Origin of the sequence: Rothia sp. 27098_8_29, from assembly GCF_041432785.1 — a bacterium.
Taxonomy (GTDB): Bacteria; Actinomycetota; Actinomycetes; order Actinomycetales; family Micrococcaceae; genus Rothia; species Rothia mucilaginosa.
Genome location: NZ_JAPWAI010000005.1, coordinates 74204 through 96424 on the forward strand (window position 1 = coordinate 74204; position 22221 = coordinate 96424).

Annotated in this window: 15 protein-coding genes; 9 read left to right on the forward strand and 6 right to left on the reverse strand. The window is 59.4% G+C overall.

Annotation, left to right across the window (positions count from 1 at the left end):
• Nucleotides 1-134: 134 nt before the first annotated feature.
• From O3649_RS07575 to O3649_RS07585, 3 genes are all read right to left on the reverse strand, one after another.
• Nucleotides 135-359, reverse strand: coding sequence for a hypothetical protein (locus tag O3649_RS07575; protein WP_005504194.1), 225 nt, complete (start codon nucleotides 357-359; stop codon nucleotides 135-137).
• Nucleotides 360-553: 194 nt separating this feature from the next.
• A complete protein-coding gene (locus O3649_RS07580; protein ID WP_141754931.1) occupies nucleotides 554-1153 on the reverse strand; it encodes a hypothetical protein in 600 nt (199 codons plus the stop codon).
• Between the two features lie 1025 nt (nucleotides 1154-2178).
• Nucleotides 2179-2829 carry a peptidoglycan amidohydrolase family protein gene (locus O3649_RS07585; RefSeq protein ID WP_070687028.1) on the reverse strand — a complete coding sequence of 217 codons (651 nt, stop codon included), beginning with the start codon at nucleotides 2827-2829 and terminating at the stop codon, nucleotides 2179-2181.
• 396 nt (nucleotides 2830-3225) lie between these two features.
• Here O3649_RS07585 and O3649_RS07590 point away from each other — a divergent pair, with 396 nt between their 5' ends.
• Entirely contained in the window at nucleotides 3226-4518 is a 1293-nt protein-coding gene (locus O3649_RS07590) for an MFS transporter (protein ID WP_070615771.1), read from the forward strand.
• Between the two features lie 84 nt (nucleotides 4519-4602).
• Here the strand turns inward: O3649_RS07590 and O3649_RS07595 are convergent, their stop codons facing one another.
• On the reverse strand, nucleotides 4603-5517 hold the full coding sequence (locus O3649_RS07595) for a shikimate dehydrogenase (protein WP_070615773.1): 915 nt from the start codon (nucleotides 5515-5517) through the stop codon (nucleotides 4603-4605).
• 240 nt (nucleotides 5518-5757) lie between these two features.
• Here O3649_RS07595 and O3649_RS07600 point away from each other — a divergent pair, with 240 nt between their 5' ends.
• From O3649_RS07600 to O3649_RS07620, 5 genes are all read left to right on the forward strand, one after another.
• On the forward strand, nucleotides 5758-10647 hold the full coding sequence (locus O3649_RS07600; RefSeq protein WP_303966819.1) for an NAD-glutamate dehydrogenase: 4890 nt from the start codon (nucleotides 5758-5760) through the stop codon (nucleotides 10645-10647).
• Between the two features lie 476 nt (nucleotides 10648-11123).
• On the forward strand, nucleotides 11124-12479 hold the full coding sequence (locus O3649_RS07605) for a hypothetical protein (RefSeq protein ID WP_070507430.1): 1356 nt from the start codon (nucleotides 11124-11126) through the stop codon (nucleotides 12477-12479).
• A gap of 33 nt (nucleotides 12480-12512) precedes the next feature.
• Nucleotides 12513-14228, forward strand: coding sequence for a GT4 family glycosyltransferase PelF (pelF, locus tag O3649_RS07610; protein ID WP_371573578.1), 1716 nt, complete (start codon nucleotides 12513-12515; stop codon nucleotides 14226-14228).
• A complete protein-coding gene (locus tag O3649_RS07615; protein ID WP_371573580.1) occupies nucleotides 14218-15414 on the forward strand; it encodes a putative glycoside hydrolase family 15 protein in 1197 nt (398 codons plus the stop codon). The genes pelF and O3649_RS07615 overlap by 11 nt, the downstream gene beginning before the upstream one ends.
• 119 nt (nucleotides 15415-15533) lie before the next feature.
• On the forward strand, nucleotides 15534-16118 hold the full coding sequence (locus O3649_RS07620) for an NAD(P)H-dependent oxidoreductase (protein WP_005504206.1): 585 nt from the start codon (nucleotides 15534-15536) through the stop codon (nucleotides 16116-16118).
• A gap of 266 nt (nucleotides 16119-16384) precedes the next feature.
• On the opposite strand, the gene O3649_RS07625 is transcribed toward O3649_RS07620, so the two are convergent.
• Complete coding sequence (locus O3649_RS07625; protein ID WP_049345935.1) at nucleotides 16385-17821, reverse strand: glyceraldehyde-3-phosphate dehydrogenase; 1437 nt, start codon at nucleotides 17819-17821, stop codon at nucleotides 16385-16387.
• A gap of 287 nt (nucleotides 17822-18108) precedes the next feature.
• Here O3649_RS07625 and O3649_RS07630 point away from each other — a divergent pair, with 287 nt between their 5' ends.
• The 3 genes from O3649_RS07630 (at nucleotide 18109) to O3649_RS07640 (ending at nucleotide 20562) form a co-directional block, all read left to right on the forward strand.
• On the forward strand, nucleotides 18109-19044 hold the full coding sequence (locus tag O3649_RS07630; protein ID WP_314928723.1) for a carbohydrate kinase: 936 nt from the start codon (nucleotides 18109-18111) through the stop codon (nucleotides 19042-19044).
• 83 nt (nucleotides 19045-19127) lie between these two features.
• Nucleotides 19128-19673 carry a YbhB/YbcL family Raf kinase inhibitor-like protein gene (locus tag O3649_RS07635; protein WP_294603462.1) on the forward strand — a complete coding sequence of 182 codons (546 nt, stop codon included), beginning with the start codon at nucleotides 19128-19130 and terminating at the stop codon, nucleotides 19671-19673.
• Nucleotides 19674-19749: 76 nt separating this feature from the next.
• A complete protein-coding gene (locus O3649_RS07640) occupies nucleotides 19750-20562 on the forward strand; it encodes an HAD family hydrolase (RefSeq protein ID WP_005507952.1) in 813 nt (270 codons plus the stop codon).
• A 291-nt stretch (nucleotides 20563-20853) separates the two neighbouring features.
• On the opposite strand, the gene O3649_RS07645 is transcribed toward O3649_RS07640, so the two are convergent.
• A complete protein-coding gene (locus tag O3649_RS07645; RefSeq protein WP_005507942.1) occupies nucleotides 20854-22188 on the reverse strand; it encodes a uracil-xanthine permease family protein in 1335 nt (444 codons plus the stop codon).
• Between the last annotated feature and the right edge of the window lie 33 nt (nucleotides 22189-22221).

Sequence of the window (22221 nt, forward strand, 5' to 3'; positions counted from 1 at the left end):
ACAACCCCCAAAGGGCTATCGCGAGACCAGCCCACACACTAGCCTGCTCCTGCGATAGAATGCCGTAGGTTTGTAGAACAGCAGTGGCTGCTGGAATCACTGCATAGAGTTGCTTACGCCACCCCGGACGATGCCTAAGCACGACGCTTCGACTTCACAAGGTTCTCCAAATCTGCAATTTGCTTGTGAAGACGTAGCATATTCTCATCGAACCATTCCACGATAGCTCGAGTGCTGACTTTTGCCTGGCCGAAGCGCTGTACGGCAGGGTCGCCTTCACGCACAAAAGGCGCATCATACACATCAGTCAGAGCTCGATGAGCTGCCTGGTATGCAGTATTTTCAGAAATAGGTGCCATGATAATCTCCTTGGCGGTTGGGCAGCTATGATAGCTGCGGTTTAACAGAAAACCCCGCCAGGATAAACCTGACGGGGTGAACTACAGCAGATAAAGAACAGCTTCCTGCGGTAGCTTTATCTGCCTGGGAAAATGATGTAATCCTACTGGAACGGTTACCTATTTTCACAGGCAGAAGTTTAATACGGACGGTATCAGTCCTGGCTATGAAGTAATAGGGCTAAGGCCTTCATACCTTCTAACCCTTCCCACATAGCAGAGCAAGAACGACAAGATGCCCTTTCAGCGGTGTAATACAGTGCAGATCGGCGTATTGATGTTGAGCCGTCGCAGCTTGTTTTCATGACTTCCTGCTCCCCGCAGTTAGGACAAAATCCCTGCAAATCATGACTGGGATGGCGCAACGCGACGATGGCCCGAATCCAACTGGTCGTCGTTGCTAACGCCTCATCATGAAGCTCCTGATGTAGGTGATTGCGAATCCACGCAGAAACCTGATTTTTCAGCGGTGCACCTGGGAATGAGGACATTACAACGGAACGAATAGACTCTTGAATTTCTAATGCATTAGCAGAAATAGGTATACGACATCCAAAACGGCTGGTGCTGGATGCTCCTCCGGTACGTGAACCACCGGCTACATAATCTGCCAGCTCATCCAGTAATGCCTGATGGCGTGGAATACGGAACTTTGTGCGATGTAGACACTGACGGTCTGCGTCCTTCACTGGCGTGCCCACAGTTAGAGCGATTAGATGCTGCTGCAGTTGCTCGCCAGACGAAATGGTAGCCATATGATGTAGCCTCTCTGCTAAATGAGTGAATTATTGATATCCGCTACAGTGCGGAAGGTGTGTGAACCATAGTGTTGGCTCTACAAAGGGTTGCTCTGCTTCTGCTTCTTGGCAGGGAAGTTGAAGCATGTGACAGGCGTTTTCTCCGTGCGCGTAGGAATGATGCTAAACCAGCATCATGAACGGCCCATTCATCCTGTCCGCTCTTCTTGCCGATTGGAGCTTCAGTATCCTGGTGCGCATTCTGTTGCTTCATTTGCCGGTAGTGCTTGCGGCATAAGGGATGCCCGGCATGTCGAGAATCCGCATCTATTGGTTTCTCGCAACGCGTGCAATGAGAAAGCGCAAGAAAAAGAACCGGATTTGCTCGCGAAGGGTAAATTCGCTGCTTTGAAGTTCGTCGAGCTCGAGGGTTGACAGGAAGATAGACCCGCGGTGAATCAAGAGGTACGGTACCCTCTGGTGCGTGGATACATGCACGGCAGATGGAATATATGGGATTCCACTGATTCTCTATTGCGATGCGTTGTCCGTAATTTTCAGGTTGGATACTACAGGCTGGAAGAGAGATGCCAGCGGTTCTCCAACATCTAGGACAAATAGGTTGCCCTGATGATATGCGGGGATTCTTGTGGAGGCGTATCGCCCTATGCCGCGCTTGGCATGTGCGGCAACCAGTGCGATATGTGTCTGTCGGCTCGTGGCATCCTTTGCATAGCCGAGATGGGTACTTCATGAGTCCTCCTTGGAATCAAAACCTAGCAGAAGATTAATCCGATGTTTATAAAAGACGTAAATTAGTCTTTAATATTCATCATGGGGGGGGGGTAACATTTAATAAATATTTTTTGTATTTAATTGAAAGTCAACTCATAGAAGTTTATTTTTGCTCAAATAATTCACTAAGTGAAAATATGCTGATAGTTGAGTGTGTTATATATGGGAATTTAACTTGTTTTGGGTAGGGTCCATAGACCCTACCCAAAACAAGTTTTGATAGTTATATATCTATGAGGCTCTATGCATTAGAGAGCTCGGATTGCATTCTCCAGCTCCTTCAGACTGGTCTCCAGGCGGATCATAGAAGTATCAAACCAATAAACTACGGCACGTAGGCCAATGGTTGAATTACCGTATCGCGCTTTAGCGAGGTCGCCCTGGCGAACAAAAGGCTCATCAAAAATTGCATTCATTGCATTCTTAACTGCTCGATAGATAACCTCTTCTTCGTTTACTTCTGCCGGGGGACGATAAATCGTGATTGCGGGACCACCGTTGTACGACCAAATCGTGTCGTGTGGATTGATGGAAATACCATTATGGCCAGCGTTGCAGTGGATAATCGTGTCGTGGTCATCATAGAAAATGCCAGTATGACCGGCAGCGCCATAACTCTGTCCGCGCTTACCCCAAATAAACACGTCGCCACGTCGTGCCGGGTAATTACCCGATGCATCCGGTCGAACCTGAGTCCAACCGTACTTCTCCAAATCATTAAACAGAGACTCTGTACTACCAAGTCCCGTACTCTTCGGAAGAAGTCCCGCCTCATGTAGGGCCGAATAGACAGCCGAAGAACAATCGTAAGAATGCGGGCCAGTTCGATAATTCATCGAATAGGTCACCTTGCCCTTACGCTGCTCCATCCATGCAATCGCCTGATCAATCTTGGACATAATAAAATCCTTTCGGAAAGGCAGTAGCCCCGCACTATGAACCTCCCGGGAAGTCAATAGTTCGGGGCTACCGCAAATGAATTGGACACTAAAAACGCCGACCAGCTTTATCTTGGTCGGCGTGACTGCTCGGTAGGCACACTCCTGCCGAGGTGATATTCACTTTACGTGGGTTGGGGTGCGAAAGTCCTGTCGCGTATTTTTGAAATTACAAATTTCTTTATTGTTCACTCGGTCTCCGTGTTTCTACCTACTTCAAACCCTGGGAACTTAGGTAACCCTATGGAAAACAGGCGGGGTGCTCCCTACACTGGAAGGACACAATGACAAACCGCACGGGCCGCCCACACCGCGGCCCCGCCCCTCCCAACGGGTATAGCACCGAAGGAGCCACCCATGAGCCGACGCACCGACGCGCCCGCCCGATCACCACGACGAGCCGCCCTCGCCAGCTGGATAGGCTCCGCCCTCGAATACTACGACTTCGCCGTCTACGGCACCGCCGCCGCAATCGTGCTCAACCGCATCTTCTTCCCCGAAGACACCGCCGCCATCGGCATCCTCAAGTCCATGGTGGTTGTGGGCGTTGCCTACGTTGTGCGTCCCTTCGGCGCCATGATCGTTGGACCCCTCGGTGACCGCTACGGCCGCCGATTCGTCCTGATGCTCACGCTCTTCCTGATGGGCTTTGCCACCTTCGCAATCGGTTGCCTGCCGACCTACAGCGAGGCGGGTATCCTCGCCCCCACCCTGCTGGTCATCTGCCGCATGATTCAGGGCCTCTCCGCCGCCGGTGAGCAGGCAAGCTCCATCTCCATCTCCCTGGAGCACGCCAACGAGCATCAGCGCGCTTTCACGACCAGCTGGACCCTGCAGGGCACCCAGTTCGGCTCGCTGCTGGCAACCGCCGTGTTCATTCCCTTCGCCGCTCTGCCGGACGAGCACCTGCTCAGTTGGGGCTGGCGCGTACCCTTCTGGCTCTCCGCCTTCGTGGTGGTGACCGCCTGGCTGATTCGCCGCACCCTCTCCGAGCCGCCCGCATACCTGCAGCGCGAAAAGCTCACCGAATCCCCGCTCATGCTGGTCTTCAAGCACCACAAGCGCGCCGTGCTCACCATTGCCGTATGCGCCATGGTCAACACCGTGAACATGGTCTTCACGACCTTCGCGCTTTCCTTCGCCACCAAGGGTTACGGCCTTGACCGCAGCACTATGCTGCTGGTGCCGGTCGCCTCCAACACCCTCGGCCTGATTGCGATTCCGCTCGCCGCCATGCTTGCCGACCGGATCGGTCGTAAGCCCGTGTTCATTACCGGTGCGGTTGCATCGTCCCTGGTGATGTTCCCGTACCTCGGCGCGATTACCGAGGGCAACTGGGTGGGTATCTTCACCTACGGCGTGCTCATGCACGGTGCGCTGTACTCCATGGCGAACGGCGTGTGGCCCGCCTTCTATGCGGAGATGTTCCCGACCCGCGTGCGCGTGACCGGCCTGGCGCTGGGTACCCAGATTGGCTTCGCAATTTCTGGAGGCGTGGCGCCCGCCGTGGCGACGAGCCTCGCCGGTGCCGACCTGCATAACGCGGTGCTGCCCGCCATGTTCACGGTTGCCATGTGTGTGCTCGTGGCGTTGGGTGCGCTGACGGCTCGTGAAGGGTACAAGAAGTCCCTGGCTGAGCTGGATGCATAGCCCACAGAATATATTCCGAATATAGAATAAATACAGGTGGGGTTGGATAGATATCTATCCAACCCCACCTGCGTGTTTAACCTTCTAAGCCCCCTGCTGAGCTGCAATCAGCGCCTCAAAATGCGCCGCCATACGCTCAGCGTTCGGTTCCAATCCGGTGAAGAGACGGAACGCATCCACTGCCTGACCCACCGCCATGTAGCCGCCCGTCAGCACCTCGCACCCGGCGGCACGCGCCGCGCGCACCAGCTGCGTCTGTTGCGGCAGGTAGATGACATCCGCAACCCATAGGCCCTCACGCAACACCCCGGCGTTCAGCGCCGACTCGCTCAACGGCATACCCGGATGCACGTGCATACCCACCGGGGTTGCGTTCACTAAACCCTGAGCTTGTAGTAGAGCTTCAATCAAGCGCTCATCGTCGCTCAGCACCTCGACCCGGGTCTGCGGGAAGAGCCCGCCCAGCTGCTCCGCAAGCTCCTGCGCCTTCGCCGCGTCACGCTCAAAGAGACTCAGACGGCGCACCCCCAGGCGGCACAGCGCGTACGCCGTGGCGCTACCGGCACCGCCAGCACCCAGCTGCACCACGTGCTCCAGGCGCGCCGGGTTCTCCGCCACCTGCGGCAGGCCGCGCTTCAATCCCGCAATGAACCCGGAGTAGTCCGTGTTGTCGCCGTAGAAGCTGCCGTCCTCGCCAATCACTACGCAATTGACCGCGCCCAGGGCGCGTGCCGCATCCGAAAGCTCGTGCAGGTGCTCCATGACCGACTGCTTGCACGGGTGCGTGATGTTGAAAGCGTTGAAGCCGAGTAGCGCCGCCGCATCCAGAAGCGCCGGGGCGGAGGCGCCATCCAGGTTCAGGGCGTCCAGGTCGACGGGGCGGTACAGGTAGCGCACCCCGTGCGCGTCCGCCTCCGCCTCATGCATGGGAGGGGTCAGGGAGGAGGTGATGCCGTCACCAATGAGGCCCACCAGGAAAGATTCAGTACGCAAACTCATAGTTTCACTGTACGTGTCCGCCTCGTAAGATGCACCTACTTTCTTGAACCCGTACCAAATGCGCGCTGGAGTTGGGAAGAAGATAAAAATAATTTCTACGCCCACAAGAGCGATATGTCTGACAGAAACACCTCGAAGGTATAAGCTTGGTATAAGTGCTCGCGCGCCACGGCGCGCACATGAGACCACACAGACACCGTCACAGTGAAGTGATACCGATATTCGGAGGATAGATTGTCAATGACTGACAAGGCTATGGCACACTTCGCTGGCGCCGATGCATGGGTCGAGCAGTATTTCCTGAACAGCCCCGAAGATGAGCGTGAAGAGTTCACCCCGGCAGAGTTAGAGGATTTGGCTCGCACCCACCGTGCGCTGGCTCAAATCCGCCTGCCCAAGACCCCTGTCGTTGCCGCACGCAACGACGAGTACAACACCACCCTGTACGTCGCGACCGACGACATGCCGCACATCGTCAGCTCCCTGACCGCATGCCTTGCCACGCACTTTGGTGGTTTCGTCACCATTCTTCACCCTACCTTCCTCGCTGAACGCGGCCCGGACGGTACCCTCCTGAGCCTGCGCGGCACCGGCATGCGCGGCAACCTTGCCAGCGGTGATACCGCCACCCTTGGCGTGCCCTCCCTCAAGCTCAGCGAGAACGCCCCGGCGGGTACCACTGTCGCTATTGAATCCTGGATTGCGGTTCGCCTGACCCGCTACCTCACTGAGGAAGAGCAGCGCCGCTGCGAGAAGGAAGTTGAGCGCGTCCTCGCTGACGTTCGCGCCTGCCACACCGACCTGGATGCCATGGTCGCCCGCGTTTTCGACCTGGCGCAGTCCATGTACGACCTGCGCGGCGCAACCCTGGGTCATGGTGAGGAATCCTACGCCGCCAACCCGCGCGGTGTGGAGCCTGCATCCCGTGTGGAGGTGGCACAGGACTTCCTGCGCTGGCTGGCCCGCGGCAACTTCGTGTTCATGGGTGTTAAGGAGCGTGTGCTGGACGGCACCTCCGGCGCTATTTCTCTGGTGGACCGCCCCGGTTCGGCGCTCGGTATTCTGCGCACCACGGAGGGTAGGAGCCGCATCCCCCTTTCGGGTGAGACCCTGGAGCGTGCCCTGTTCCCGCGCCCCCTGTACATCACGAAGGCGAATTCCCGCTCCACTGTCGCACGGAACGACTACCTGGACTACATTGGTGTGCGCCGCTTCGACCTGAACGGCCGCGTGATTGGTGAGTACGTCATTCTGGGTCTGTTCACCCGCCAGGCGTACGCACTGCCCGCTATTGAGACTCCGCTGGTGCGTGAGCGTATCGCGATGGTGCGCCGCCGCCTTGGCTACCACCCCGGTTCTTACTCTGACAAGGCGCTTCTGGGTGCCTTGGAGGATTACCCGCGCCTGGAGCTGCTGCACGCTTCCGCTAATGATCTGACCGATACGTTCGGCGGCATCATGGGCCTGGAGGAGCGCCGCAAGACCCGCCTGTTCCTGCGCGCTGACCGGTTCAACCGGTTTATTTCCGCCGTGGTGTACCTGCCTCGGGATCGTTACAACACGAACGTGTGCTCCCGTATCCAGAGGGTGTTCCAACAGGAATTTGATCTTAGTGCCATCGACCATGAGGTGTACCTGTCCTCCTCATCGTTGGCGCGTCTATTTTTCCGCATTCGGCTCACCAACCCCAACGATGTGCCGAAGACGGATCATCAAGCTCTCGAAAAGCGACTGCAAGAAGCCGCCCGCTCCTGGGTGGAAGCAACCGCAGCTGCTATTGAGGCATGGAAACCCGGAGCGGCAGGCCGCCGACTCGCATCAGCCTGGGCAGATGCGACTAGCGCAGCCTACCGAGCCGATTACACAGTAGAACAAGCAATCGAGGATATCGTGATTCTTGAATCTCTCTCGGGCCAGAAGCCCGCCGCAATCAAGGTTGAAGCCGGCGAAGCCAACACCACCCGACTGAAGACCTACCTGTCCGCACCTCACACCCTCACCGAGCTTCTGCCGGTTATGCAGAATATGGGTCTGGTCGTTGTTGATCAGAAGCCCTACGAGTTCAAGCCTGAGGACGGCGAAGACTACGGCTACCTCTACGACTTCGGAGTTGAATTCCCCGAGGGCGTGGACGCAAACGCTGTGGCTTCCCTGTACGAGGATGCCCTGAACGCCTACCTGCTCGGTGAGCGCGAGTCCGATACCCTGGACCGCCTGATCCTGGCTGAGGGCCTGACCTGGCAGGAAGTACGTCTGTTCCGTGCCCTGAACCACTACCTGATTCAGCTGGGCCTGGGCTACACCCCGTCCTTCATGTCGAACACCCTGCTCGCTAACCCGGCCATCACCAAGCACCTGGTCGAGTTCTTCGAGGTCAGCTTCGACCCGAACAACGGTCTCAACGATGAGCAGCGCAATGCACGCCGTGACGAAATCGAAGCAGCCCTGGTTGAGGAACTGAACCAGATCCCCACCCTGGACGCTGACCGCTACCTGCGCTCCCTCGGCAAGGTTATCCGCGCTATCCTGCGCACCAACGCATACCTTGCTGACCGCCCCGCACTCGCGTTCAAGGTGGCACCGCAGGAGATCGACTTCGCACCCCTGCCCCGCCCCAAGTTCGAGATTTTCGTCTACTCCCCGCGCGTTGAGGGTGTTCACCTGCGCTTCGGTAGCGTTGCACGTGGTGGCCTGCGCTGGTCGGATCGCCGTGACGACTTCCGCACCGAGGTGCTCGGCCTGGTCAAGGCCCAGATGGTGAAGAACGCCGTCATTATCCCCACCGGCGCGAAGGGTGGCTTCTACCCCAAGCAGCTGCCCGACCCCGCAGTGGATCGTGACGCATGGATCACCGAGGGCCGCGAGTCCTACAAGGTCTTCATCGGCTCCCTGCTGGATGTCACCGACAACCTCGCAGTGGGCACCGACGGCTCCGAGACCGTTGTCCGCCCCGAAGGTGTTGTAGCACGCGACGCTGACGACTACTACCTGGTGGTTGCAGCGGATAAGGGCACCGCAGCATTCTCCGACACCGCAAACGCAATCAGCCTGGAGCGCGGCTTCTGGCTGGGCGACGCCTTCGCATCCGGCGGCTCCGTCGGTTACGACCACAAGGCTATGGGCATCACCGCACGTGGTGCATGGGAGTCCGTCAAGCGTCACTTCGCTGAGCTCGGCCACGACGCTCAGACCGAAGAGTTCACCGCAGTCGGCATTGGCGACATGTCCGGTGACGTGTTCGGTAACGGTCTGCTCCGCTCCAAGGCAACCCGCCTGGTCGCAGCATTCGACCACCGCGACATCTTCCTGGACCCGAACCCGAACGCGGCAGTGTCCTTCGACGAGCGTCAGCGCCTGTACAACCTGCCCCGTTCCTCCTGGCAGGACTACAACCGCGACCTGATTTCCGCCGGTGGTGGCGTGTACTCTCGCGGTCTGAAGTCCATCGAGATCACCCCCGAGGTGCGCGAGGTTCTGGGCCTGGATGAGTCCGTCACCGAGCTGGCACCGACCGAGCTGATTTCCGCAATCCTCAAGGCACCGGTCGACCTGATCTACAACGGCGGTATCGGTACCTACGTGAAGGCATCCACCGAGACCAACGCACAGGTAGGCGACAAGGCTAACGACGCACTGCGCGTCAACGGCAAGGACCTGCGCGCCAAGATTGTTGGCGAAGGCGGTAACCTCGGCTTCACCCAGCTGGGTCGTATTGAGGCTGCGCTCAACGGCGTTATCCTCAACACCGACGCAATCGACAACTCCGCAGGTGTGGAAACCAGTGACCGTGAGGTCAACATCAAGATTCTGGTGGACCGCCTCGTGGCACGCGGCGAACTGCCCGTTGAAGAGCGTGCTTCCTTCATCGAGTCCCTGCAGGACGAGGTCGGCGGCAAGGTCCTCGAGACCAACGTTGAGCAGAACGTTCTGCTGCAGGGTGAGTTCCACGGCTCCTTCCTGGGCACCAACCTGTACAAGCGCCTCATGCACGACCTGGAAGAGCACGCCGGCCTGAACCGCGCCGTCGAGTTCCTGCCCACCGACGAGGAGCTGGACGAGCGTCTGGAGACCACTGGCGACCGCCTGACCCGCCCCGAGCTGTCCGTCCTGGCTGCGTACGTGAAGATTTACCTCACCCACGCACTGGAGCAGACCGACTTCGCGGACGACCCCTACCTGGAAGGCGTTCTGCGCAGCTACTTCCCGGCAGCACTGGTCGAGCGTTTCGGTCAGCACCTGGACTCGCACCCGCTGCGTAAGGAGATCATCTGCACCCGCGTCGCTAACGAGCTGGTCAACATCGGCGGTATCACCTTCGCATACCGCGTGATGGAGGAGTTCAACGTCGGTATCGATTCCGTCGCACGCGCCTTCATCGTCGCTCGCGAGCTCTTCGAGCTGGGCACCGCAGCTAAGCTGCACCGCGAACTGCCCCCGAAGACCCCGCTGGATGCATGGTTCACCGTTCTGCGCGACAACCAGCGCGTTCTGGATCGTGCTGTCCGCTGGTTCATCACCGAGCGTGGCGTGGTTGCTGGCACCAGCATCTCTGAGCTGCTGGAGACCTTCGGCTCCGTCGTCGAGATGCGCCACAACCTGCCCGAGTACCTCTCCGGTACCTCCCGCGAGCGTGTTCGTGCAAAGCGCGACGCAGGCGAGGCATGGGGCCTGCCCGAGGAACTCATCGTCATCTGGATTCGCGGTTTCGAGGGCTACGCCCTGCTGGACGTCATCCGTTCGGCACGCGACCACGACTTCGAGGCAACCTCGCTGGCACCGGTCTACTTCGCAACCTACGACCGCTTCAAGGTGGACGAACTGCTCGGCCTCATCTCCGACCTGCCCCGCAGCGACCGCTGGGAGATTCTGGCACGTCAGGCACTGCGCGGCAGCCTCTACGAGACCGCTGCAGGTCTGGCACTGTCCGTGGCAGAGGGCGCGAAGGGTGACTTCTCCACCGTGGACGGTGCGCAGAAGGCACTGGCTACCTGGATTGAAGAGCACCCGACCCGCGTGGGTAACATCGACCGCATCCTGAAGGAGATTGGCGAGGCCGCTCTGGACGTCACCGGTCACCCGCGTCTGGCTGTAGTGTCCGTGGCACTGCGTACTCTCTCGAGTGCATCCTAAATAGCTAAGGCCCGTTAGGGTCGCTTAGAGCATCCCGGTTTCCTCCCGGTGGGAGGGGCCGGGATGCTTTTGCGCAGGGACACATGGTGCGTGCACAGGTAGTGCGGGGGATCCTTGGTTGGGTGAACCTTGTGCCGGTGTGCCAGCGCGTCAGCACCTCGCGTGGAGCACCCAAATCAAGGTTGTTGCACCCCGCGTATATTGCATAGAATATTGCTCTCACTAGATGTTTTGCATTCTTGTGTGACGCGCATTATGTGGGTGTGTCCTAAATCCCTCCAAATATCAAGTAGAGGGTTAAGGAAACCAAAGGTTTTAGTTGATATATGCCGTATATTGATTCACGGCGGCATCAGCGCAAGCCATGGGGACCCGGCACTTCTCGGTACGACGACTCTTTCCCCTGGCGCGTCACACGGTGCTGTTCAAACACACTGCCCCTAATCTTTACGATTATCGACTGAAAGTCTGCAAGATTGTCTACCAACCACGGTACTGAGGAAAAAAGCAACAGCGCATGGCGCCTCCTCATTAACTTTCTGCTTTACGTCTCTCCGGTCGCCCTGCTGACCACCGTCTTCCCCATGGTCACCCCGACCATTAACCGGTACAACCTCGATGGTGTACCCCTGATCCAGGTGATTCTGGCGGCGTCCATTACCGTTCCTTGGCTCAGCCAGGCAGCCTGCCTGCCCCTTTACCGTGCTATCCAGATGGAGCACAAGAAGATTGCAGACGCCCGCGAAGGCCTGCGTATTCACGCTGAAACCCTTGAACACCAGCTCAAGCGTGCCGAAGCACGAGCCGTACGCGCACGCATGTCCGAGCCGCAGTTCCAGGACATTACCGACCTGACCGCGTTCACCCGCAACTGGCTCTACCTCTTCTTCATGACCATGCCGCTGGTGCTGCTCTTCGCAATTCCGGTCGCCCTCGTTCTTCACTGGAGCCCGACTGCATTCGGTGCGTTCTTCGTCCTGGGCGTTCTCAACATTGCGTTCGCGCAGCTGCTGGTCATCCCGAACCTCGCGAAGAACCGCATCATCTGGTTCATCGCGTGGCTTGGCTACACTCTTGCCCTGTACTGCTACCCCGTCATCTGGTTCCTGCCGCCGCTGGTTGGTTCGCTCATCCTGCTTGTGAGCCTCGGTAAGGACCTGGTGCACCTGCTGCACTTCGCGCGCATCCCGCTCAAGGACATTGCGCTCGACGCCCTGCGCGGCTTCTTCACCGGCTCCATCATCTGGGCTGATAAGTACATGCTCTTCCTGGTCACCGGCGGTGAAATCAACGTTGTGGCAATCTACCTGAGCCTGATCCCCTGCGTTATCGCCTACAACTACTTCTTCGTGGTGGAGGCAGACCGCGTCAACGCAAGCATCCAGCACCTGTGGACCATCTTCGACCGCCTGCCCTACAAGGGTGTTCAGGCGGAGTCATCCAAGGCTCTGCGCACCTCCAACCACGCTATCCGCAACTCCCTGCTGATTTACATCGCCAGTGCTATCGTCACCGGCATCCTGATGTTCATCTTCCTGCCGCAGTCCTACCCGCTGGCGCTCTCCGGCCTGGTCGTGGCGTTCCTCTTCGTTGCAGTGGCACTGCTGATTTACCAGATCGAGTACATGACCATGTACGTCACCGTGCAGCTGCTCTCCGCAGCGCACCTGGTGCTGCTCTTCATCTCCTTCATGATCCTGCCCAACGAGACCGGCTACCTGCCCATCATCGTGGGCGAGACAGTGCTCGCCTTCGCATGCTACCGCGTCTACCGTCAGGCGTGGGCAGCACCCGAGTACTCCCTCTTCTGGCGTCGAGCCCTCGCCTGGTAAGAACCGCACGGTCCGCGAAAGATACACACGACAATGACTGAACAGATGTACCGAAACCACTACGCGCCGCTGCAGCTTCCGGCTCCCGGCCCCCACTACAACGACCCCGAATACCCGGACGTTGACGTCGCCATCATCATGGAATCCACCTACCCCTACCTCAAGGGTGGTGTGTCCGCGGTGGTGCACGATATCGTCTGCGAAAACCCGGATCTGACCTACGGCATTATTCACATCGCCTGGGATAAGAACTCCCCCCACGAAGACCTCTACGGCATGCCCGAGAACGTCAAGTGGGTCAAGGTGCTGTACCTGAGCCTGGAAGTTAACCGCGACGCCTTCGCGGAAGCCTGCGACCCCTCCGCACTGCGCATGAACTTTGCGGAGCGTCAGGCACTCACCCAGCGCCTCATGGACGGCTTCAGCGCCCTCATTGCAGGCGACGTGAACCCCCTCTGGAAGCTTTACGACGAGGGCATCAACCCCGCAACCCGCAGCTACAACCTCTTCGGTCTCTTCGGAACCCGTGAGTTCATGCAGGCGATTGCGGGTCTGGGCTTCTTCTCCGAGGTGCCCTTCGGTGAGCTCTTCTGGAAGGTGCGCGACTTCGTCTCCATCCTCTTTGCAATCCTGCACGAGCGGATGCCGCACGCCCGCGTCTACCACGCCCACACCACCGGCTACGCGGCACTCATCGCCGCCGCAGCCGCACGTGACCACGGCACCAGCTTCCTGCTGACCGAGCACAACCTGTACATTCGCGATACCGTGAACACCAAGCTCGAACGCAACATGGCGAAGCCCGTCGCCACCGACTACGCCTTCCTCAATGAGGAGCGTGAGCACCCCGGCCTGGGCCCGGTCACCCTCGACGAGCGTGCCTGGTCCGTCTGGTTCGTTGAAATGGGACGCTTCTGCTACCCCAGCGCCGACATGGCAACCTACCTGTACCCCAAGGCTCTGGAAGAGGCACGCGGTATTGGTGCGCCCATCGACCAGATGAACGAGGGTGAGAAGGACCGCGCAATCATTCTGCCCAACGGTATGCTCATCGAGTCCGTGGCGGAAGCCTACTACGCCCGCCAGGCGGCGCGTGCCCGCATCCTCGCTGAGGGCCGCGGCCACGTGTGGCGCTTCGTGTTCATCGCCCGCGTGGTGCCCATTAAGGGCCTGACCGACCTGATTCGCTCCCTCGCGGTGCTGCGCGATCAGGGTCTGGTGAACTTCCACCTGGACGTGCTCGGCCCCAAGGACCACCTGCCCGAGTACTACGAACTGTGCCTGCGCACCATCGAAGAGCTCAACATGGGCGAGTACATCACCTTCCACGGCACCGTGAACGTGCGTGCGATGCTCGACCGCTTCGACCTGCTGCTCATGCCCAGCTACAATGAGGGTCAGCCGATTGTGGCGCTCGAGGCGATGGCTGCGTCCATCCCGCTGGTCAGCACCGACGTGGGCGGTATGTCCCAGCTCATCGACGATGTGCTGGTCGCCCCCGATGGCCACGAAATCGGTAACTGCGGTATCTTGACTATCCCCGGCGATATTCATGGCTTCGCGGCGGCGCTGCGCACCCTCATGGAGGAGCCCAGTATCTACGAACGCTACTGTGTGAACGCCTACGACCGTATCGTCAGCTTCTTCCAGCTGCGACTGGTCATGGACCGCTACAACACAATCTACCGCGAGCTGGGCAAGTTGCCTCCTCGCGCCCCCGAATTCGACCCGGAGTACGATGGCGAATAAACTCACCCGTTTGGGCGGACCCGGCAAGTTTGGTGCCTGGGTCCGCTACGGTGGTAAGCCCATTACCCAGCAGCAGCTCGATTTTGCGGTCAAGAACTACTCTGTCGCAATCCTGCAGCCCTGGGAACTGGACGCGGCACGCTACCTGAAGAAGCGTGCACCTCAAATGGTGGTGCTGGCGTATAAGTGCCTGTCCTCCACCCGCTCTTATGAGCCCGGCCCGATCTATTCTTCGGGTGTGTCTTACCCGCTGGCGCAGTCGATGGCGAACTCCGGTAAGGATTTCTTCGCCCACCGCCTCAACGGCGACCGTATCGAGTGGAAGGGCTACCCCAAGCACTTCCAGATGCAGGTGTGGAACGCCGACTACCGTTGGCACTGGGTGGACGCTGTGGTGCGCGAAATGCGTAACTCACCCTTCGACGGGGTCATGGCGGATAACGACGTGGAGAACGACTACTACGGCCTGGACCTGCCCATCCAGGGCGTGGAGTCCATGACGAAGATTCGTGAGCACCTGGATTTTCTGGTCGCATATGCCGGTATTGAGCTGAATAAGATCGGCAAGATTCTGGTGCCCAATATTGCTGAGTCGCGTCTGCGTTACGGCAAATGGGAGCGTCACAGCGCCTACGGTGGCGGCTTCGAAGAAGTGTGGCTCGGCTGGGGTCCGAACGACTATCTAGCCTCGCCGTACGCCGTGATGCAGGGCCGTGAGATTGCGAACGGCTCGGCGGGCGATGTGAACCTGGGTACTACTTTTGCGGGTTTGGGTGGCCGTAGTGCCGCCTCGCAGAAGAAGGTGACGATTCTGCGCACCCCGCTCAGTGACCGCAAGGCTCCGATTACCGGCACAGATGAGAATTTCCTCTACGGTTTGGCGGGCTTCTGGGTGTTCGGTGGAGGCGCCTTCACCGGCATCAGCGCAACCCACCACGATGCCTACGACGAGATTCCGCACGCCCCGGAGCTTTCCTATGATCTGGGCGATTCGGTCGGCGGTATTATTGCTCAGCAGACCGCTCAGACTCGTGCCTTTACGCGCGGTTGGGCTGCCCTGAACGCCGGCTCGAAGGATGTGACCGTGAAGGTTCCCTCCGGTCTGGTGGATGCGGCAAACCGCCCGGTGCCCTCGAGCTTCACGCTACGGGCGCATCAGGGTGTGGTGTACCGCCGTAAGGCGTAATTTACCGTAAGCGGTAATTTTAAGGGCTGATTCACAGCGTAGTAGCCCTGTACTATGAAACAAGCGGCTGGAATATAGCCAACCGTTCTCGCGGTGTTGAGTTTAAGGAGTGAACTACAGTGAATATTCTTTTGATTGACGGCGGTAAAGCATTCGCCCACTCGGCGGGTCGCCTGAACCACACCCTGCATCAAGTAGCCCGTGATACGTTATCGGCGCTCGGTCATCATGTGCGAGAAACTGTGATTGACGACGGGTACGATATTCACCAGGAAGTAGAAAAATTCCAGTGGATGGATGCGGTCATCTGGCAGATGCCCGGTTGGTGGATGCACGAGCCGTGGACCGTGAAAAAATATATGGACGAGGTGTTTACCGCGGGCGCGGGTACCCTGTACGCTAATGATGGTCGCCACAGGGTCAGCCCCACTGAAGGATACGGCACGGGCGGTCTTCTTCAGGGTCGTCGGCATATGCTGTCGCTGACGTGGAACGCGCCTCGCGAAGCTTTTACCCGGGAGGGCGACTTCTTTGAGGGACTCGGGGTAGATGCCCTCTATATGCACTTTCATAAGGCCCATGAGTTCATGGGTACTACCCAGTTGCCCACCTTTATTTGCTATGACGTGATTAAAAATCCGCAGGTCGAACAGTATCTCGCTGACTATACTGCCCACCTCAACGAGGTCTTCGGTCAGGCGTAAGGGTTTTAAGCCTGCATGCCTTCATAAGCATGTCTGAGGTGGATGCGGCAAACCGCCCGGTGCCCTCGAGCTTCATGCTACGGGCGCATCAGGGTGTGGTGTACCGCCGTAAGGCGTAATTTACCGCTCACGTAGTTCTTCGGAGCCTCTGTGCGGCACCGCTTATTTGCGTATATAACCTCATAAACAAACCCACCGGCAATATAACCAATTGGCTATATGTACCGGTGGGTTTGTTATATGTGTGCTAGATGAGCTGGGGTAGCTTACTTAGCAGGGTAGGAGGGGACGTCGTAGCCGCCCATACGCTCCAGAACGCGAATCACCTGGCAGGAGTAACCGAACTCGTTGTCGTACCAGACGTAGACAATTGCGGAGTCATCGGTCACCACGGTAGCCAGCGAGTCCACAACACCTGCGGTGCGGGAACCCACGAAGTCGGTGGAAACAGCCTCGGGGGAATCCGAGTAGCCCACCTGGCGGCGCAGCTCGCCGTCGATGGACTCGCGGCGGAACAGCTCGTTCAGCTCCTCAGCGGAACCTGCGGGCTTGGTCAGCTTCACGTTCAGGATTGCCATGGAGACGTCCGGGGTGGGAACGCGGATAGCGTTACCGGTCAGCTTGCCTTCCAGCTGCGGCAGAGCCTTCGAAACAGCCTTTGCAGCACCGGTCTCGGTGATGACCATGTTCAGCACAGCGGAGCGACCGCGGCGGTCACCCTTGTGGAAGTTGTCGATCAGGTTCTGATCGTTGGTGAATGCGTGAACGGTCTCAACGTGGCCGCGCTCAACACCGTATGCGTCATCCAGAACCTTCAGTGCCGGAGTAATCGCGTTGGTGGTGCAGGATGCTGCGGATAGGATCTTGTCCTCATCGGTGATGACGTTGTCGTTCACACCGAACACGATGTTCTTCATGTCGCCCTTACCGGGAGCGGTCAGCAGAACACGAGAAATACCGGGGCAGTTCAGGTGCTGCTCGAGGCCCGGAACGTCGCGCCAGCGGCCGGTGTTGTCCACCAGCAGAGCGTCCTTGATGCCGTACTCGGTGTAGTCGACAGTGGTCGGGTCGGAGGAGTAAATGAAGCGAACCGGAACACCGTTAGCGATGATGGTGCTGTTCTCTTCGTCCACCTCAATAACGCCCTTGAACGGGCCGTGAACAGAGTCGCGCTCCAGCAGGGATGCACGCTTGACCAGGTCCTTATCGCCGTTCTTACGGACCACAACAGCGCGCAGGTTCAGGCCAGAACCCAGCGGCGAGGAGGAGCGCTCCAGCAGAATACGAGCCAGCAGGCGACCAATACGACCAAAGCCGTACAGCACAACGTCCTGCTCCTTCGGCTGGTCACCCTGGTGGTTCACGGAGGAACCCAGCTGCTCGGGCAGCCACATGGACAGCTCGGGGGAGCCCGCCTCGTGGTGTGCCTTGTGCAGAGCAGCAATGTTAATCGAGCACGCGCCCAGGTTCAGCTCAACCAGGGCGCGAACCAGCTCGAGGGAGTGCGCGGGGTTCAGGGGCGCACCGTCGATGTGGGATACGAAATCGTGCAGCTTCAGCAGCTCAATGACAGACTTGTTGACCAGGCTGCGGCCGTGAATGCTCAGCACCACGCCGTTCTCGCGGTGCAGCTTACCGATGAGGGGGATCAGCTCCTCTGCGGTAGCCTCACGGTTAACCCAGGTAGCGGTTGCAGTCGTCACGTATGACCTTCTTCCTAACTTCGTCGTTGGAGGGTAGGCGCGACGATGCTGTCGCGTCAATACCGTGCCGGGCGTTAAGACCCGGCGTCGGTTTAAGTCTAACCCGTGCGAACCCCTCCGGAGCCTCAAAATTAGTGATATTGGGGCTAAAAGTCAGAAGAGACAGAAGGCAGTTTGTGAACCCACACGACAAGCCAACATAAGCCCTCAAAAGGAAAAGTAAAACCACTTTAAATACCCACAAAAACACACTCCACGGCCCGGAAAACATGAGTAGAATTGAAACCATGTTGACTGTAATCGGTGAAGCACTCGTAGACGTCGTCCACCAGCACGACGGAGAAACCCGCGCCTACCCCGGCGGATCGCCCATGAACGTAGCCGTCGGCGCACGCCGCCTCGGCCACCCCACCAACTTCGTCGGCCACTACGGCCCCGACGCCTACGGCAAGAGCATTGACGCACACCTGGAAGCATCCCAGGTAACTCTGCCCTTCGAGCACAGTGCTGAACGCACCTCCGTCGCCCAGGCAACCATCGGTGCCGACGGCGCGGCAGAGTACGAATTCGACATCACCTGGTCCCTCGACTCCATCGCTGAGAAGCTCACCGAACTGGCACGCACCTCCGATGCAGTGCACACCGGCTCCATTGCCGCCATGCTCGAACCCGGCGCGCACGTGGTCGCCGCGGCCTTCGAAGCTGCCCGCGACAGCGCCCTGCTCAGCTACGACCCGAACTGCCGCCCCACCCTCATCCACAACGTCGACGAGGGCCGCGCCTGGGCTGAAAAGTTCGTGTCCCTCTCCACCGTCGTGAAGGCATCCGACGAGGACCTGCAGTGGCTCTACCCCGACCGCTCCCTCGACGACACCGCACGCGCATGGCTTGACCTCGGCGCTGAGCTGATGGTCATCACTCGCGGCGAGGACGGCCCCATCGCCTTCACCAAGAAGTACCCCGAGGGCATCAGCCAGCCCGCACACCGCGTTGAGGTTGCGGACACCGTCGGTGCCGGTGACTCCCTCATGGCGGCACTCATCGCGGGCCTGCTCGACCGCGGTATCGTCGGTGCTGAGGCGCGTGCCAAGGTCGCTGCACTGACCGCCGAAGACATCGCCGACCTGCTGCGTTTCTCCGCAACCGCAGCCGGCATCACCGTCTCCCGCGCGGGCGCTAACCCGCCCACCCGCGAAGAACTTGACGCCGTACTCGACGGCTAAATAATCTACGCCTCGCCGGCGGATAGCTCACTCTGTCCGCCGGCGTCACCATATCCACCCGCACCCCAACGCTGAGGAGCACCATGACCAACATCGGCACCGCACCCCTGCCCCGCGAACCCTACGCGGGCTTGCCCGAACTGCCCGAATTCACCCTGACCTCCACCGACATTCAGGACGGCGGCACCGCCCCCGAATGGATGCGCTCCGCCCTCTTCGGCGTGGCGGGCGGTCAGGACCGCTCCCCGCAGCTGTCCTGGAGCGGATTCCCCGAGGGCACCAAGTCTTTCGTACTGACCTGCTTCGACCCGGATGCGCCCGTCCCCAGCGGCTTCTGGCACTGGACTGTCTCCAACATTCCCGCCAACGTGACCAGCATTGACACTGGCGCGGATGCACCCGCCGGCGCCCTGACGCACCGCAACGACGCCGGTGTGGCGGGCTTCCTGGGTGCTGCCCCTCCGGCTGGTCACGGCCCGCACCGCTACATCTTCTGCGTCACCGCCGTGGATGTGGAGAAGCTCGACATTGACGAGAACACCAGCCCCGCCGTCGTGAATTTTAACCTGCTCGGCCACGGTCTGGGTCGCGCGTTCCTGACCGTCACCTACGCGGAACCGGCGGCATAGCGGCACGCCGGCACAGTCTCACCAGACCTGCGCCCTGACCAGCACCGATACACCCCACCACTGAAGGCATATCTGCATGATTAAACTCATCGCCAGCGACCTGGACGGCACCCTCATCGGGCACGACTTCCGGTTCCGTCCGCGTACCTTGCGCGCCCTTGAGGCCGCCCGCGCCGCCGGGATCGATATCGTCTTCGTCACCGGCCGCCCGAGCCGCTGGCTCACGCCCCTGCGCGAGCAGACCGACTTCGACTCCTACGCCATCTGCTCCAACGGTGCCGTGGTGTACCACCTGGGTGCGAACGAGGTGGAAGAAGTCAATGGCGCTGATCCCGCGGTGATTGCCCGTACTCACGAGCTGCTGGAGCCCATGTTCCCCGACGCCACCTATACCCTCGAAACCGTGGACACCGTCTACATTCAGGGCCCGCACGAGGGCGGTGAGGTACTTGAGGGCGCCCGCGTGGTGGAGGCGAAAATCGCCGAGGCGCTCGAACGTATTGGTTCAACCCCGGTCATTAAGTACCTGATTCGTGTGCCCGGCATGGACCCGGATATTCTGCAGGCGCGCGTGCATCAGGCGGTGGGTTCGCTGGTGTCGGTGACCCGCGGTGTGGTTGGTGAGCCGCTCGTCGAGATGGGCTCTAAGACCGTGAATAAGGGGCGGATTCTGGAGAAGTTCGCGGCACGCCACGGCATTGAGGCGCACGAGGTGATGGCGTTTGGTGATATGCCGAATGACGCGGAGATGCTCTGCTGGGCGGGTGAGGGCTTCGCCATGGCGTCGGGGCAGCCGGCGCTCATTGCGAAGGTGGGGCGTACCTGCCCGCCCTTCCATGAGGACGGTGTGGCGCAGACGATTGAGGCGATGCTCGCCGAACGGTCCTAGCCGCCTAGCACTAGCTATCCAGCACGAGCCATCCGGTGCTAGCGGCTGGGTGAGCCTCCGCAGACATAACTCAGACATAAACTTTTATGTCTACACATAAAAAACATTTGAGTCTAGACTCAAATTTTTGTGTCTGATTTATATCTGATTTGTGTCTAAGTAGGGTGGTAGCTGTGTGTAACGTCCAGAAGACGCAAAAGCGGCCCGGATGGAAACCAATCCATCCGGGCCGCTTTTCTACAGCCTACGCCTCAGGAACATCACTCCCAACGGGCGTAAGCGTATGGAGCTCTAGTGTCCCTCAGTGCTCTTCTCAGGATCGAAGGGCTCCAGCGGGTCGCCAGCAGCCTTCGTGTACTTCGCGATGAAGGTCATCAGGTGGAAGATAATCAGGGTCGCAGCGGTACCCAGTGCAATACCGGCGAAGGACAGCTCACCGAAGGTCCAGGTGTAGTCCGCAATACCCACGATCAGCGCCACAGCGGCGGTGGTCAGGTTGATCTGGTTCGAGAAGTTCACGCGGTTCTCGCTCCAAATACGTGCACCGAGCATACCGATCATGCCGTACAGCACGGTTGCGGCACCGCCCAGAACACCCGCGGGAACGGTCGCAATTGCCGCACCGAATGCGGGGAACATGGACAGCGCAATCGCGAAGATAGCCGCCACCCAGTACGCCGCGGTGGAGTACACCTTGGTCGCAGCCATAACGCCGATGTTCTCAGCGTAGGTGGTGGTACCCGAACCGCCGCCGAAACCGGCGATGGTGGTTGCCAGGCCGTCCGCCATGAGGGCACGACCCGAGTAGTCGTCCAGGTTCTTGCCGCTCATCAGCGCAACAGACTTCACGTGGCCGATGTTCTCAGCTACCAGCACCAGAATCACGGGGATGAACAGGCCGGCGAGCTCCCAGTGGAACTCGGGGGTCTGGAACTGCGGCAGACCAACGATGCCCTGAGTCTCAACTGCCTTGTCAATCTTGGAGAAGTCCACCTCGCCGCGAATCACGGCGGTGATGTAGCCGATACCCACACCCAGCAGAATGGACAGGCGACCAATGATGCCCTTGAACAGGACCGAAATCAGGATGATGGAGCACAGGGTCACCAGCGCGGTTACCGGTGCCACCATGAAGTTGTCCTTAGCGCTCTTCGCCAGGTTGAAGCCAATCAGCGCCACAATCGAACCGGTTACGACCGGGGGCATGAGCTTGGTCAGCCAGCCGGTGCCAGCGAACTGAACAATCAGACCGACCAGGAACAGCGCCACACCCGCCATGACGATACCGCCGAGGGCACCAGCGGGGCCGTGCGAGTTCATGGCAGCCGCCAGGGGCGCAATGAACGCGAAGGAGGAGCCCAGGTAGGAGGGGACGCGTCCGCGGGTAATCAGCAGGAACAGGATCGTGCCGATACCCGAGAAGAACAGGGTGGTTGCCGGCGGGAATCCGGTAATGATCGGCACGAGGAAGGTTGCACCGAACATTGCGACCACGTGCTGCGCGCCGATGCCGATGGTAATCGGCCATGCGAGGCGCTCGTTCGGGGCAACAAAGGAACCGGGCTTGATGCTGCGGCCGTCGCCGTGGATCGACCAGTCAAAGCCGAGAAGCTTAGAGATGCTCAAAGGGAGCTCCTGAGGTGAATGTGGTGGTGTATA

Bases quoted from the DNA above. Each gene is read 5' to 3' on its own strand.
- O3649_RS07635 (WP_294603462.1), top strand. From the start codon at position 19,128: ATGACCAACATCGGCACCGCACCCCTGCCCCGCGAACCCTACGCGGGC.
- O3649_RS07615 (WP_371573580.1), top strand. From the start codon at position 14,218: ATGGCGAATAAACTCACCCGTTTGGGCGGACCCGGCAAGTTTGGTGCC.
- O3649_RS07630 (WP_314928723.1), top strand. From the start codon at position 18,109: ATGTTGACTGTAATCGGTGAAGCACTCGTAGACGTCGTCCACCAGCAC.
- O3649_RS07640 (WP_005507952.1), top strand. From the start codon at position 19,750: ATGATTAAACTCATCGCCAGCGACCTGGACGGCACCCTCATCGGGCAC.
- O3649_RS07580 (WP_141754931.1), bottom strand. From the start codon at position 1,153: ATGGCTACCATTTCGTCTGGCGAGCAACTGCAGCAGCATCTAATCGCT.
- pelF (WP_371573578.1), top strand. From the start codon at position 12,513: ATGACTGAACAGATGTACCGAAACCACTACGCGCCGCTGCAGCTTCCG.
- O3649_RS07590 (WP_070615771.1), top strand. From the start codon at position 3,226: ATGAGCCGACGCACCGACGCGCCCGCCCGATCACCACGACGAGCCGCC.
- O3649_RS07575 (WP_005504194.1), bottom strand. From the start codon at position 359: ATGGCACCTATTTCTGAAAATACTGCATACCAGGCAGCTCATCGAGCT.
- O3649_RS07585 (WP_070687028.1), bottom strand. From the start codon at position 2,829: ATGTCCAAGATTGATCAGGCGATTGCATGGATGGAGCAGCGTAAGGGC.
- O3649_RS07595 (WP_070615773.1), bottom strand. From the start codon at position 5,517: ATGAGTTTGCGTACTGAATCTTTCCTGGTGGGCCTCATTGGTGACGGC.
- O3649_RS07600 (WP_303966819.1), top strand. From the start codon at position 5,758: ATGACTGACAAGGCTATGGCACACTTCGCTGGCGCCGATGCATGGGTC.